Below are 14363 nucleotides of genomic sequence, written 5' to 3'. Positions count from 1 at the left end.
AATGCTCAACGGATCGTCGCAAGCGATGGAGATCACGTCCTGATCCCCAATCGCTCAAGGTCTGCTTTAAGCGTGCTGGCATCGGTGAACAGCACCGCTTGCCAGCCGGCGGCCTTGGCGCCGTCGACATTTTTCTGGCTGTCGTCGATGAACAGCGTCGCCGATGGCTCGAGGCCGAACGCGGCCACGTGATGGTCGTAGATGCCACGATCCGGTTTGATCTTGCCAATCTCGCCCGAGATGGTGACGCCGCGCGGACGATCGAGGAAATCGAAGCGTTCGCGCGCTTCGGCCAGCGTGTCGGAAGCAAAGTTGGTCAGCATCGTCACATCGTGGCCGCTGTCGATCAGGCCGAGCATGATGGTGACACTGTCGTCATAGGCATGCGGCACCATCTCGTGCCAGTGGCGACGGAAATTGCGGATGTTTTCGGCGTGCTCGGGGTGCTCCGCGATCAGCAGCGCTTCGGCCTCTTCCCACGTCCGGCCGCGATCCTGCTCTATGTTCCAGTCATGCGTGCAGATATTGTCGAAGAACCACTTTCTCTCTTCGTCGTCGGGAATGAGGCGGCTGAAGGGAATGTTCGGATCGTAATGGATCAGCACCTTGCCGATGTCGAAAACGATGTGGCGGATTTCAGTCATGGGGCCTCTTTGCACTCAATGGCGACGGTTTTTTCGTCGCGCCGGGTATCGCAGCCTCGATTGCCTTTTTCATGACGGTGGGCAGCGCCTCGCCTGAAATCTTATGGGCGGGCGACCAGAAATACCCTGCCAGGGCATCACCTTTGATGTGGGCGCAAAAGACTTCGAGTTCGAGCGCGAAATGGGTGAACACATGCGCGATTGTCCCGGCGTGCCGCCAGTCGCCGGTAAAGGGCGCTGCCGCCTCTGTGGTGGCTCCGTCCACCCGCGCCGTCCAGGCGGTGGTCGGCACTTCCGTCATGCCGCCGAGCAGCCCTTTCTCTGGCCGCTTGCGCAAAAGAATGGCACCGTCGTCACGCATGGCAACGAAAGCAGCGCCGCGTCGCAGCGGCTTGTCGGCTTTTGGCAGCCGCACCGGGAAATTTTCGGGATCTCCTGAAACAACGGCGCTGCAGTCCTCGCGCAGCGGGCACAGCATGCAGCGCGGCCGGCGCGGAGTGCATATCGTGGCGCCGAGATCCATCATCGCCTGGGCAAAGTCGCCGGGCCTTGTCGCCGGCATCATGCGCTCGACATGGACCCGTATCTCGGCCTTGGCTTCGCTGAGCGGCGTCGTGATCGAAAACAGCCGTGAGATGACGCGTTCGACATTGCCGTCGACGACGGCGGCGTGGCGGTCGAAGGCGATGGCCGTTATTGCCGCCGATGTATAGGCGCCGATCCCCGGCAATTCTCGAAGTCCGATCTCGGTGTCCGGAAACCTCCCGCCGCGTGCCGCCACCAGATCGGCGCAGGCCTTGAGGTTGCGGGCGCGGGAGTAGTAGCCGAGCCCCGCCCAGGCTTTCATCACATCCTCCGTCGGCGCCGCGGCCAGCGCTTCGACATCGGGCCATTTCTCGACAAAGGCGAGGAAATACGATTTCACCGCTTCGACGGTGGTCTGCTGCAGCATCACCTCCGACAGCCAGATACGGTAGGGATCGGGCCGCACACCGCGTGCATGCTCGCGCGGCGTCACGCGCCACGGCAATTCGCGATGATGCGCGTCATACCAGGCGAGCAGGCGCGACGCCGTATCATCCGAGATGGCCTTGCTGGTCTGGGCCTTGCGGGTCTGGTCTGCTGGTGCCATTGATCTTGCGTTGGCCTGGCCGGTATCTGCTGGGTCGTGGCTGGAGAACGCACATGGCAGGGAAAAGGCGCTTCGGCAATCCCGTTCCGGTGAGCGATCTCGCCACCGACATCCTCGACCCGGTGCTGCGCAAGCGGGCAGGCATCTCGATCGGTCTGGTCCAGTCGTGGGAAGAGATTGCCGGACCGCGCCTGGCCATCCACTCGCGGCCCGAAAAGATCCAGTGGCCGCGCCGCCTGCACGAGGATGATCCGTTCGAGCCGGCCGTACTGGTCATCGCCTGCGAAGGCATGGCCGCGCTTCATCTGCAGCATGAGACCGGCGAGATCATCAACCGGGTGAACGCCTTCCTGGGTTTCAGGGCGATAGGCCGCATCAGGATCGTGCAGAAGCCGATAAGCTCGGGAAGAGCCCGGCCCAAACCCACCCTCAGGGCATTGAGCGCGGCCGAAAAGGCGAAATTGTCCGATACTGTCGGGCTTATAGAGGATGACGGGCTGCGCGCCTCGCTGGAACGGCTGGGGGCGACCATTCTGGGCGCAAGGAAAGCCTAGACGGCTGCAATGACCCCAGGGACTATCCCGAGGCCGTCTGGCCAAGGGCGAAGTGGAACGGTTACAGTCGGCCCGGTCGGCCCAAACGGAGACGATCCCCTTGGTTCTGATTGGAAACGGTCATAGGTTTGTCGTTAATCTCGCGCATTCGTGATCGCCCTTGTCAGGTTTCACGATTGGATTGGGGACAGGGATGCCTTAATTCGCGCCAACTCTCGCCTTTTCGTGCCTTTGCATTGCAAAATCCAACTCTTATCAGGTGATTCGTATGAGCCGTCCCCCGTTTGGCCAAAGCTTCTCTCGCAGAAACGTCCTGACATCGCTGGCCGCCATCCCGGCGGTGGCCCTGCTCGCCGCCTGCAGTGATTCCGGCGAAGAGGCGAAGGCCGCGGATGTCAAACCCGCGAATCCGGCAACGCCCGCAAAGCCGGCCACGCCCGCCGCGGTCCAGGTACCGGAAGCGCAGGGCACCGTCGACATGACCGAACTGATGAAGCCGGGCGCGCTGCCCGACAAGCAGCTCGGCAAGGATGACGCCAAGGTTACCATCGTCGAATACGCCTCGATGACCTGCCCGCACTGCGCGCATTTCGCCGAGACCACCTTTCCGGATTTGAAGACCAAGTACATCGATACCGGCAAGGCGCGCTACATCCTGCGCGAATTCCCATTCGATCCGAGCGCCGAAGCCGGTTTCATGCTGGCGCGTTGCGCCAAGGATAACTATTTTCCGATGGTCGACGTGCTGTTCAGGCAGCAGGCGAACTGGGTCGGCGTGTCGAACACCAAGGAAGCGCTGCTGCAAATTTCCAAGCTTGCCGGTTTTACACAGGAGTCCTTCGAGGCCTGCTTGACGGACCAGAAACTTCTGGACGATGTGAGATCGGTTCAGAAGCGTGGCGCCAATGAATTCAAGGTCGACTCGACGCCGACCTTCTTCATCAACGGTAAGACCTACAAAGGGGCGATGTCGATTGAGGAAATGTCGGCCATCATCGACCCTCTGCTCTGACATCGGCTCAGTGCTGAAGCGGCAGCGCTCCGGCGCTGCTTGCCTCTCTATCCGTTCGCGCGCTCTGCGCCCTATCGCAAAACCTCGGTACACTCTTGCCGAACCGGTGTATGAGGCGCGCGAATGAAGTTTTCGCGCCTCCGCCTCCTTGGTTTCAAGTCCTTCGTCGAACCCGGCGAGTTCGTCATCGAACGCGGCCTGACCGGCATTGTCGGGCCGAACGGCTGCGGCAAGTCGAACCTTGTCGAGGCGCTGCGCTGGGTGATGGGCGAAAGCTCCTACAAGAACATGCGCGCGTCCGGCATGGACGACGTCATCTTTTCCGGCTCGGGCACCCGTCCCGCCCGCAACACCGCCGAAGTCACGCTTTTCCTGGACAACAGCGACCGCTCGGCTCCATCCGCCTTCAACGATGCCGACGAACTGCAGGTGTCGCGCCGCATCGAGCGCGAGGCCGGCTCGCTCTACCGCATCAACGGCAAGGAAGCGCGCGCCAAGGACGTGCAGCTTCTGTTCGCCGACCAGTCGACCGGCGCGCGCTCGCCCTCGATGGTCGGGCAAGGCCGTATCGGCGAACTGATCCAGGCCAAGCCGCAGGCCCGTCGCGCCCTGCTCGAAGAAGCGGCCGGCATTTCCGGCCTGCACACCCGTCGCCACGAGGCGGAATTGCGGCTTAAGGCGGCCGAGCAGAACCTCGAACGCCTGGACGATGTCGTGGGCGAGCTGGAAAGCCAGATCGAAAGCCTCAAGCGCCAGGCGCGCCAGGCTTCCCGCTTCAAGAACCTGTCGGCCGACATCCGCAAGGCCGAAGCAACGCTCTTGCACCTGCGCTGGACGCTGGCCAAGACACAGGAAGGCGAGGCGCGTTCGGCGCTGGCCACGGCCACGGCGCTCGTCGGCGACCGCGCCGCCACGCAGATGAACGCGGCCAAGGAGCAAGGCATCTCCGCCCATCGCCTGCCTGACCTGCGCGACGCGGAAGCCGCGGCTGCCGCGGCTTTCCAGCGCTTGTCGATCGCCAGGTCGCAGATCGAGGAAGAAGCTGGCCGTATCCGCAACCGGCAGGCCGAACTCGAACGCCGGCTGCAGCAGCTCGACGGCGACATTGCCCGCGAAGAGCGGATGGTGCGCGACAATGCCGACGTTCTCGAGCGCCTGCGTGCGGAAGAGGCCACGCTGAACTCCGAAAGCGCCGGCGCCGCCGAGCGCGAGGCCACCACCCGCGCGGTATTCGAACAGGCCGCCTCGACGCTTGCGCAAAGCGAAGCCAAACTTGCCGCGCTGACCGCCGAGCGCGCCGAGGCCGCCGCCTCGCGCCACCAGATCGAACGGACTTTGCGCGAAACCGCGGAGCGTCGCGACCGCTTCGCCCGCCAACTCGCCGACGTCGACCGCGAATTGTCGGACATCCTCTCCAAGGTCGCCGGCTTGCCGGATCCGGCCGAGAAGCAGGTTCTGGTCGAGCAGGCGATGGCGTTGCTGGACGAGTCCGAGGCAGCGGTGGAGCAGGCTGAACAGTCGGTCATCGACGGCCGTGGCGCTGAAAGCGCTGCCCGCCCGCCGCTTCAGGACGCCAAGGCCGAGCTCGCGCGGATCGAGACCGAAGCGCGCACGCTGGCCAAGATCCTGAACGCGGCCAGCGGCGATCTCTTCCCTTCGGTGCTGGAGCAGATCAGCGTCGAGCGCGGCTTCGAGACGGCACTGGGGGCCGCCCTTGGCGAAGACCTCGACGTGCCGCTCGACCGCAGTGCACCGGCGCATTGGGGCGAAAGCGAAATCCAGCCCGGCGATGCCGCGCTTCCGGAAGGGATCAAGAGCCTTGCCAGCGTGGTTCGCGCGCCGGCGCAACTAGCCCGACGTCTTGCGCAGATCGGCATCGTCGAGGCCGCTGACGGCCGCCGGTTGCAGGGGCTTCTGGCTCCAGGCCAGCGCCTGGTCAGCCGCCAGGGTGCGCTGTGGCGCTGGGACGGCCTGACCGCCAGCGCCGATGCACCGACCGCCGCGGCACAAAGGCTGGCACAGAAGAACCGGCTTGCCGAACTCGATGCCGAAGCGGTGCAGGCGACGCTTGTGCTGCGCCAGGCCGAGGAAGCGCTAGCGCAGGCCGAGCAGGCGCTCCGCCAGGCAAGCGAAGCCGAACGCAACACGCGCCAGGCGGGACGTGAGGCCCAGCACCGGCTGGACGCCGCCCGCAATGCGCTGGCCGAGGCCGAAAAGGCCGGCGGTGAACTATCGAGCCGGCGTGCCGCGCTGGACGAGGCGCGCGCCCGCATCGTCGACAGCCATGAGGAGACGTCAGCGGCTTTCGTCGAGGCCGAGATGCTGCTGCAGGATGCGCCCGACCTCGGCGACCTGCAATTGCAGCTCGAACAGTCCTCGGCCAATGTCTCGCGCGACCGCGCCGCGCTTGCAGACGCGCGCGCCGTCCACGAGGGCTTGCGGCGAGAAGCCGAGGCACGCACACGCCGGCTTGACGCCATAGGTGCCGAACGCAGCAACTGGCTGGTGCGCGCCGAAAACGCCTCGACGCAGATCGCATCGCTCGCCGAACGCAAGGCAGAGGCCGAGGCCGAGCGCGAACGGCTGGCCGATGCGCCCGACGAGATCGACGCCAAGCGGCGTGCGCTGCTGTCGCAACTCACCGAGGCCGAAAGCTTGCGCAAGGCGGCCGCCGACCGGTTGCAGGAGGCGGAGAACAGGCAGGCCGAACTGGACAAGGCGGCCACATCAGCCATCCAGTCGCTGGCCGAAGCGCGCGAAACCCGCGCCCGCGCCGAAGAACGGCTGACGGCGGCCGACGAACGCCGGCTGGAGGTCGAGGCGCGCATCCAGGAAACGTTGAACACGCCGCCGCATCTGGTCATCCGCCACACCGGCCTGGAAGCCGACGATCCGATGCCCGAAATGCCCGAGATCGAACGCCAGTTGGATCGGCTAAAGGTCGAGCGCGAACGGCTCGGCGCCGTCAATCTGCGTGCCGAGGAAGAGCAGAGGGAGCTTTCCGAGCGCCTGGAGGCGATCGTTTCCGAGCGCGAGGACATTATCGAAGCGATCCGCAAGCTCAGGCAAGCGATCCAGAGCCTCAATCGTGAAGGCCGCGAACGGCTGCTGGCCGCCTTCGATGTCGTCAACAGCCACTTTCAGCGACTGTTCTCGCATCTGTTCGGTGGCGGCACGGCGGAATTGCAGCTGATCGAATCCGAGGATCCGCTGGAGGCGGGCCTGGAGATTCTTGCCCGACCGCCCGGCAAGAAGCCGCAGACCATGACGCTGCTGTCGGGCGGCGAGCAGGCGCTGACTGCGATGTCGCTGATCTTCGCTGTCTTCCTGACCAACCCGGCACCGATCTGCGTGCTCGACGAAGTCGATGCGCCGCTCGACGATCACAATGTCGAGCGCTTCTGCAATCTCATGGACGAGATGGCCAAGACCACCGAGACGCGTTTCGTCATCATCACCCACAATCCCATCACCATGGCCCGCATGGACCGGCTGTTCGGCGTGACCATGGCCGAGCAGGGCGTCAGCCAGCTTGTCTCTGTCGATTTGCAGGCGGCAGAGGCGATGCGCGAGGCGAGTTGACGCGTCCGACCGCCATCGCGAGTTGAAGCGTCCGGCAGCCATCGGCGGACCGCTTAGGTTTTCTGATCGTGTCCGTGGGACTGGTGTTTGGCCGAGGCCCAGAGGAAATAGAGCGGGCCCATTTTCAGCACAGGCACACGACGATCCCGCTCGCGATCGCGCAGTTCGCGGTAGACCTTCACCTTCAGCGCCAACTTGCTGATTTGGCTATCTCAATGCACGCGTCGCGAAATCCAGTTCGCGCAGATTGCCGCCAGAAGTCCGCAAGCCATGCCGACGCAATCGGCGACCCAGTCGAACACGTCCAGATCACGCTCTATCAGCGACGTGCCCTGGAGGATTTCGATCGCGGCTCCAACCAGGGCGAGGAAGATGATCAGCCTCCTCTTGCGGCCCGGCCAGCCCAGACTTCCCAGAAACGCCAGGATCGCGAAGGCGCTCGCATGGTTGGCCTTGTCGTAGTGGAAGCCGATATCGATGCCGAATTCGTCGAGGCGAGATATCGGCAGCAACGCGAGCACCAAGACCGCAATGAGCGTGGCGATAAAGGCAATCCGCTCGGCGGCTGAGTAAAACTTCATTCTGTTCCGTCGATACACCAGCCATCGAGGTCGGGTCCGGAGATCTTGGTCAGGTGGCATGCCGGTGTAAGCGGCAGGCTGGCGTCCATGGCCACGATTGCATAAGCCGGCTTCGAAAAGCAACGAGCCCGTCTCGCGATCACGAGGGGATCCCAAGGCGTGCCCCGCCCATTTGCCGGCACGCCTTCCGCCTATTGGCGATAGAATGGTGACGGCTCGTCAGATTGAAGCGCGTTGAATACGCGACAGTCCAAAACCGCTTTTGCCCGACAAGCTCTCTTCGGCAGGCCGGAACATGTCCTCGAAGTCCAGGTCCTGCTCGAAAACCACGCCCCCGACGGACACGGCCAGGATCTCCTCGGCTCCCTGAGGGGCGAAATAGACCTGCGAGACAGTGGCACGGATACGCTCGCCAACCGTCCTGGCTTCGGCCTCGCTCGTTCCGGGAAGGAACACACCGAACATGGAGGCACCTATGCGGCCGACGACGTCTTGCGAGCGCACGCAAGACCGGATGGTTGAAGCGATCAGGCGCAAGGCCTCGTCGCCCCAGTTCAGGCCGAAGCGCAAGTTGATGGCGTTCAGGTGTTCAGGATGAATGACCAGGAACGCGCCCGATCGCTCGCCTTGTGGGGAAGACCTGATCGCCCGTCTCTCGATCAGCGACGTGAAGACCCTCCCGTTCAGGCAACCGGTCAGCGTATCGAAGGTCGCGGCCCGGTTGAGTTCCCGCCGATAGCGACGGATCTCGGCCAGTTTCAGGCCTATGAACACAAACAGCGGCAGGCAGATCACCACAGGCAAAAGTGTTGCCGTGATCATGCCGCGCCCGAAAGGCGTCAGCGCCTCGCTGAACAACAGCAGATAATTCAGGACGAGGGACACGCACAGGCTGCCGACGGTTCCAAGAAATGCCAGCCAGGCAATGGTCTTCCATTCATGATGGACCGGGACATCAGCTGCTGCATTGCTCATCGTCGATCTCCGTTCGATCGCCAAGCATAAGACCGGCAAGTTACGATTTCGGTTTCGAAGAACAATACAATTTGACACGTTGGTTAGATCGCCAAGCTTCTGAACGGAGGATGCTGCCCTTTGTGGCGAATCCGGTGCTGTCGCCTATGGCGGGCCGAAGATTCCCATCTCCGCCGCCCTGGCTGTTGCTTCGGCCTTGCCATAGATGCCGCTCGGCAAGGCCAGCGCCCAGCCATTCGATACCAGCCAGGCACCGACATCCTGTTTGCCCAGCCTGCATGTCACCGCGACAGGGAAGCGGTCGACCACCGGAGGCACGAAGCAGTTCAGCGCTCGCCCGCGCATCCAGTTGTTGAAAGCCGCGTAGGCCCGCTGTCCGCATGGCCACGCGCTCTCGTGAAACAGGCAGACCCTGTCGGTCTGGACGCCCTGGGTTCCACTGATGAACAGTTTCCGCCCCATGGAGTCGAAAGCAGCCGACGACGTGGCCACTGGATCGTAAAGCAATGTTTCCCGCCAATCCCTGGGCATCCATGACTTGGGGCGTGATGCGAGGCCGAGGTCGCCAAGCGGCAAACGAGGTTCCACCCGCTCCATCTCCGATCCCTCGATCTGCGGCGGTGCGATGAGATCCTCGGCAATCTTGCGGGCTGAGTTGACGATCGATCGAGCCGGATGTCGCGCGACGTCATCGCCGACGTCAGGGGCTGGGTCGGTGAGGCTTCGTTCGACGGGGAACAGGGTCGCTGCCTTGACCAGCAGCAGGATACCGATGAGAAGCTCGATGCCCGCGAGCGCGATCATCATGCGAACGCGCCCCCGATGACCCACCGGGCCGCCCGCGCCCAGTTCGCTAGAAGCTGGACGTCGATTTGGCAACCAGTTTGAGCGCACCTTTTTCAATCCGGTAAAACGGCATTGAGCGTTCGCTGGATCCATCCGCGCGGAACCTGAACAAGCCGGTCGATCCGCGAAAGCCATTCGGGTTCTCGAAAACCTGCCTGTTGAAGCCATTGGGTCCGGCAGCGCTTGCGATGCCCGCGGTCAGCGCGACCATATCATAGGCATAAGCGACATTGACGTCGGCCTGGTAATTGAAGCTTGCCTTGAAACGATCCGAAATGGGGCCTGTTTCATGTTGGTCGAGCGTCGCGATATAGGCGCCTTCGAAAAGCGGACTGGTCGGGTGCTCCAGCCAGCGGTTCGTGCCAACCACGGAGGTTGATTTTCCAGGGATGCCTTTTGCCTTGAGGGCGATCAGGATTGGCGATGGATTGCTGTCGCCGCTGGCGACGATCACGGCGTCGGGGGCGTCAACCAGCGAGCCCATGTCCGCGACCGCCTTTGCCGCGCTGTCGGCGCTCGTGTAGGGGATGGTGATCGCAAGTGCGGCGCCGTACACGCTGAGGCTGTTGGCGACGTGTTTTTCGGCAATATCGGCACCCGCGCCCGCTGGCACCAGCAGGACGAATTTCTTGCCGCCCTTGGCCGCGATTGCGCCGGCGCCCGCCGCGGCGCTGTCAGCCTCGCCAAGGCATACCGCATAGACGCCTGGGCCGCCGGCAAAATTTTCCGCGAGAGCCAGAACCACGGGCCGGTTCGAGCCCGACAGTTTCGCGACATGCTGCGCCGCCGGCAGTTCGGTCGGACCGATGACCACTTTCGCTCCCGAAGTTATGGCCTTTACCGCCAGTTGCTGGGAGTAAGCCGCGTCTCCCCTTGTGTCCTCGACGGTAAGCGTCAGCAGGGGATTACCGAGGTCCGTCATGGCGAGCTTGGCGGCGTCGAGCATCTTTTTGCCGTTTTCGCCCGCGGATCCGGAAGCGGACAGCGGCAGCAGCATGGCGACTTTCGTGGGTCCCGTGCCGAGGGACTGCGTCGCCTTGCTTGCGTTTGCCACGGCAACAACAGCAGCCGGCTGATTGGCGACCTGGATGGCAGCGGGGTCGAGCGCGTCCGACACCGAGCCTTTGGATTGGCAGCCGAACAGCGATAGCGCCAGCGCGCAAGCGACCACCCATGTCCGCAGGCGGTGAACCTGCCGGTCGGATTCCATTTTCTGCCAGTGCGCTCTCGCTCCTGCGGTCAGTTCATGTACTCGACCATACGGTCGTGAAAACACTCGCATTTATTGAGCGTGTCTTCGTCCTTGTAATTCGTCTTCAGGTAGCCGTAAGCCATGCCGCAAGCGACCTTGGCTTCCGACGCCCAGACGAAGACCGGCCGGGATGAGTTGATCCATTCCGGGCTGTTGGCGACGGCAACCGACTCGTCCATCAGCTTGACGACCTGTTTCGTGAGGTCGACCGTGTTGTCGGTCAGCACCAGATTAGAGGTTCCAACGGTGCGGCAATAATCGGCCACAGGTCCCTCGATGATGTCGGCGGCAAAGCCGGTCGATCCTGCCAACAGCAGCGCCGTGGCCGAAATCAGTAATTTTGAACGAATTCTCATGTAAGCCCCTCTCCAAATTGCCATTTCATGTCCCGCTAATGCATAGCATGGGAGCACGAGCGCGCAGAAGCGTTAAATCGTGACATGCTGCTGCGTGTGTGTTGCGTCGTCATAGAGGATGTTGATGGTGCCGGCCGCGGGCGCGTTCTGCAGTACAGCCACATCCACGAAGTTTGCCGCGTTGCCTGAGCCGCTGGTGTCGACGCTTACCGTGCTGGTCGCGCTGTTGTAATGCACGTAGTCGGCGATATTGCCGGCGGCGGCTTTGTCGAACAGAGCGGTCAGGTCGATCTTGTCGCCCTCGGCGCCATGGTAGTCGGCGATCAGATCCTTGATGTTCAGATTGTCGATCTTGAACGTGTCGGCTCCCGAAGTGCCGTCGATAGCCATCGACTGCTGCGCCGGGGCAACCAGCGAAGTATCAAGTTCCACCTCGACATAGTTGCCGCTTGTGCCGTCGGCCATCTGGAAAGTGCCGTTGCCGGTCACGGTCTGCCCGTCGATTTCGCCGACAGCCGGCTGCGCTGCCGTGCTGATGGAGACAATACCGTTGTCGGCGAGGTGCGACAATTCCCCGGCGTCGCTGGTGCCGTTGGCATTGGCGTCCTTCCAGATCAGCAGGCTGCTGAACGCCGCGTCGTTGTGATCGATGACGCCGTCATGATTGCTGTCGAGCGATGCCAAAGCGGCCGCGCCGCTGGCGAAGTGGCCGCCGTCGAAGTTCGGCGTGAACAGTTCCGTGCCATCGTCGATCTTGCCGTCATGGTTGAGGTCGACCGCCAACATGCCATCATTCGATGTGTTCCAGGCGATCTGTTCCTTGGTGCCATCGCCGTTCATGTCGAACTGAACACCGTGGCTGACATCGGAGAAGGCAAAGCCATTGTGATTCAGGTCGAGAATGATGGGATCGATCGACCCTCCGATGAGGGTGTTCAGGTTCGTAACCGTGACATTCTGCAGGTCGACCAATGCTCCCACGCCGGCATTCGTGGTTGTCTGAGTATAGACGTAGGTGTGGTTTACCCCTGAAATCGTTGCCGTGAATGCGAGCGTCGCCCCAGCGTTGCCGATGTCTGTGCCCATAAGATACTGGACAGCCGCGGCAACGCCTGACGTTGTGGTGATAGCCAAGGGCGAGGCGCCGGCATCGGTTCCGAAGAAACTGGCGATGCCATTCGTGACGAAATGAGATTCAACAGTATCTCCACCGATCGTCAAGACCGAGTCACCTGCGCCGTCGACGAGGCCGGCTGTGGCAGCCACCAGCGCACCCGGCAGGGTCAGCTTGTCGGTGCCGGCGACGAAGTCGGTGATGATGTCGTAGCCCGAGATCGTACCGGCATTGCCCGACCCTCCGATGACGGGTGTCGAATCGCCCGTTCCGATCAAGAACGTGTCGTTGCCGCCTCCGCCGGTCAGGAAATCACTGCCACCCCGTCCGACGATCGTGTCATTTCCGCCGCCACCGGACAAATGATCAATCCCTGACGTTCCATAGATCTGGTCGCCCAGCGTTGCGTTTCCATTCACTGTGATGCCGGGATCACCGGGGTCATGCGAGAAGAAGGAGAAGCTGACGTTGCGAGCCTGATAGTTGCCGCCATTGTTGTCGAAATAGGACAATGTCCAAGAATCGCCGGCTGTCGGTGGGTGTGCGATCAAGTAGCTCGCGAGCGTTGTAGCGGTGGCGTTGCCGGCGGCGTCGAGCAAGAAAATGTGATCGTAGTCGACGGTGGCTTTCATCAACCCCGTAGTCGCATCGAAAAACCAGCTCTGCTCGAATGTTCCGGCGGTCAGGTCATCTTCGACAACCGCAAAGTGATTGGCCCCTATGATTATTTCGACCTGGACCTCCTGTTCGCGGTGAGACCCCGCACTGGCGTCTCCGAACGCGCCGGGATTCCGTTCCGACAAAGGAATGGGCGTCGCGAATGGACTCTCCTGGAAGTCGGTATAGACCACCACTGTCGCGCCATGAGGATCGGCTGCTATGGCGTTTACCGTGGCTTGGGACAGAGTCAGCGTCGTTATCTGGTCATTTCCCGACGTAAGCGGGCTGCTTCCATTGCCAATCTGTGACGTGTCACTGGGCAGGCTGGTTGGCGGCACTTCGTGGATGCCGACCGTCTGCGTGACATGGATAGTACCGTCATAGACATCTAGCGACAGGCTCTTGTCGACTGTATCGGTTACCGTCGTTGTCGGCTTGTAAACCAGGTCGTCTAGAAGGTTAATTCCAGCGGATGGATTATAGAGGACGGTTCCAGTGGTCAGGGCGACATAGTTCACGCCGTCGAAGTAGAATGTTCCGGCAGGGATCGTTCCTGTAGCGGTGACGATGAGGTTGTCACCATCGGCATCCGACGGGACCGTGACCAGCAAGGGATATCCATTGGGAAAGGTTGGCGTGCCCAATACTTGCTGCCCCGGGTCGCTGGACATCCAGTTATGAGTGTCCGCGACAATCGGTGCAGTGTTGACGTCGGCGACGTTGATGGTCAGTGTCGTCGTCGACAGGTCGCCGTCGCCGTCCTTGATCGTGTAGACGAACACGTCGGTGGCATCCGAGGTGATGTTGTTGGCCGTCGACTGATAGGTGTAGGAGCCGTCGGCGTTGAGATGCAGGGTGCCGTGCAGGCCGGCAATGTCGGTGCCGGCGCCGGTGGTCACCGCCGTGGTGGTGTCGACGCCGGCGGCGCGCACGCCCACCACGCCGCCGCTGGCGGCAAAGCCGTCGGCGCCGGCGACGTCGTTGGTCAGCACGCCAGCCGCCGCATTGACGCTGAGCAGCGCGCCTTCGGCGACGTTGCCGGTGTTGGCATTGGCCGTCGGCACATCGTCGACGATGTTGACGGTGATGGTTCCGGTGCTGGTGTTGCCGTTGGCGTCGGTCACCTTGTAGGTGAAGCTCTCGGCGGTCTCGGTGTTGGTGCTGTTGTTGGCATCGGGCGAGGTGTCGAACGGCTTGGTCAGCGTATAGACATAGCTGCCATCGTCATTGACCTGGATGGTGCCGTAGGTTCCGGCGGTGGCGGCGTTGCCGCCGCTGACCAGCTGGTAGTGCAGCGTGCCGACGCCGCCCGAACCGTTGAGCTGGTTGGAAGCATCGGTCTCGGTGGTCAGCCCCGGCAACGAGCCGGTGACGGTGCCGGCGGCCAGGTCGGCGCCGGCCTTGACCAGGTCGAGCGCGGCTTCGTTGACGGTGACGTCGTTGTCGGCCGGAGCGACGATGGTGGCGTCGGCGACGTTGATGGTCAGTGTCGTCGTCGACAGGTCGCCGTCGCCATCCTTGATGGTGTAGACGAACACGTCGGTGGCATCCGAGGTGATGTTGTTGGCCGTCGACTGATAGGTGTAGGAGCCGTCGGCGTTGAGATGCAGGGTGCCGTGCAGGCCGGCAATGTCGGTGCCGGCGCCGGTGGTCAC

General features: G+C 62.7%; 11 protein-coding genes. 3 read left to right on the top strand and 8 right to left on the bottom strand.

The genetic code is table 11. The features are described 5' to 3' along the window. Window positions 1–32 precede the first annotated feature (32 nt). Window positions 33–644 (bottom strand): HAD family hydrolase, encoded by a 612-nt coding sequence (locus tag LB516_RS11690; protein WP_140617275.1) that lies wholly within the window; start codon window positions 642–644, stop codon window positions 33–35. Continuing rightward, window positions 637–1776, bottom strand: coding sequence for an A/G-specific adenine glycosylase (gene mutY, locus LB516_RS11685; protein WP_224719593.1), 1140 nt, complete (start codon window positions 1774–1776; stop codon window positions 637–639). The genes LB516_RS11690 and mutY overlap by 8 nt, the downstream gene beginning before the upstream one ends. Window positions 1777–1829: 53 nt before the next feature. Here mutY and LB516_RS11680 point away from each other — a divergent pair, with 53 nt between their 5' ends. From LB516_RS11680 to smc, 3 genes are all read left to right on the top strand, one after another. Beyond that, on the top strand, window positions 1830–2330 hold the full coding sequence (locus LB516_RS11680) for a DUF721 domain-containing protein (protein ID WP_140878153.1): 501 nt from the start codon (window positions 1830–1832) through the stop codon (window positions 2328–2330). A gap of 268 nt (window positions 2331–2598) precedes the next feature. Next, window positions 2599–3342, top strand: a complete 744-nt coding sequence (locus LB516_RS11675) for a DsbA family protein (protein ID WP_140617272.1) — start codon at window positions 2599–2601, stop codon at window positions 3340–3342. Window positions 3343–3465: 123 nt separating this feature from the next. Next, window positions 3466–6924, top strand: a complete 3459-nt coding sequence (gene smc, locus LB516_RS11670) for a chromosome segregation protein SMC (protein ID WP_224719592.1) — start codon at window positions 3466–3468, stop codon at window positions 6922–6924. Window positions 6925–7136: 212 nt separating this feature from the next. Here smc and LB516_RS11665 read toward each other — a convergent pair whose 3' ends face one another. From LB516_RS11665 to LB516_RS11640, 6 genes are all read right to left on the bottom strand, one after another. Then, window positions 7137–7505: a VanZ family protein gene (locus LB516_RS11665; RefSeq protein ID WP_224643717.1), complete on the bottom strand. Its 369-nt coding sequence runs from the start codon at window positions 7503–7505 to the stop codon at window positions 7137–7139. A gap of 219 nt (window positions 7506–7724) precedes the next feature. Next, window positions 7725–8504, bottom strand: coding sequence for a GGDEF domain-containing protein (locus LB516_RS11660; protein ID WP_224587748.1), 780 nt, complete (start codon window positions 8502–8504; stop codon window positions 7725–7727). A 120-nt stretch (window positions 8505–8624) separates the two neighbouring features. Next, window positions 8625–9287 (bottom strand): thermonuclease family protein, encoded by a 663-nt coding sequence (locus LB516_RS11655; RefSeq protein ID WP_224643716.1) that lies wholly within the window; start codon window positions 9285–9287, stop codon window positions 8625–8627. Between the two features lie 46 nt (window positions 9288–9333). Beyond that, window positions 9334–10536, bottom strand: a complete 1203-nt coding sequence (locus LB516_RS11650; protein ID WP_224643715.1) for an ABC transporter substrate-binding protein — start codon at window positions 10534–10536, stop codon at window positions 9334–9336. Between the two features lie 29 nt (window positions 10537–10565). After that, window positions 10566–10934 carry a hypothetical protein gene (locus LB516_RS11645; protein ID WP_224719591.1) on the bottom strand — a complete coding sequence of 123 codons (369 nt, stop codon included), beginning with the start codon at window positions 10932–10934 and terminating at the stop codon, window positions 10566–10568. A gap of 72 nt (window positions 10935–11006) precedes the next feature. Further along, window positions 11007–14363: beta strand repeat-containing protein (locus LB516_RS11640; RefSeq protein WP_224719590.1), on the bottom strand; the 3357-nt coding region annotated here is incomplete at its 5' end.

Source organism: Mesorhizobium sp. CO1-1-7, from assembly GCF_020164885.1.
Lineage (GTDB): Bacteria > Pseudomonadota > Alphaproteobacteria > Rhizobiales > Rhizobiaceae > Mesorhizobium > Mesorhizobium australicum.
Note: the sequence above shows the minus strand (reverse complement) of the source record. Positions and strands in the feature narration are given on the sequence as shown.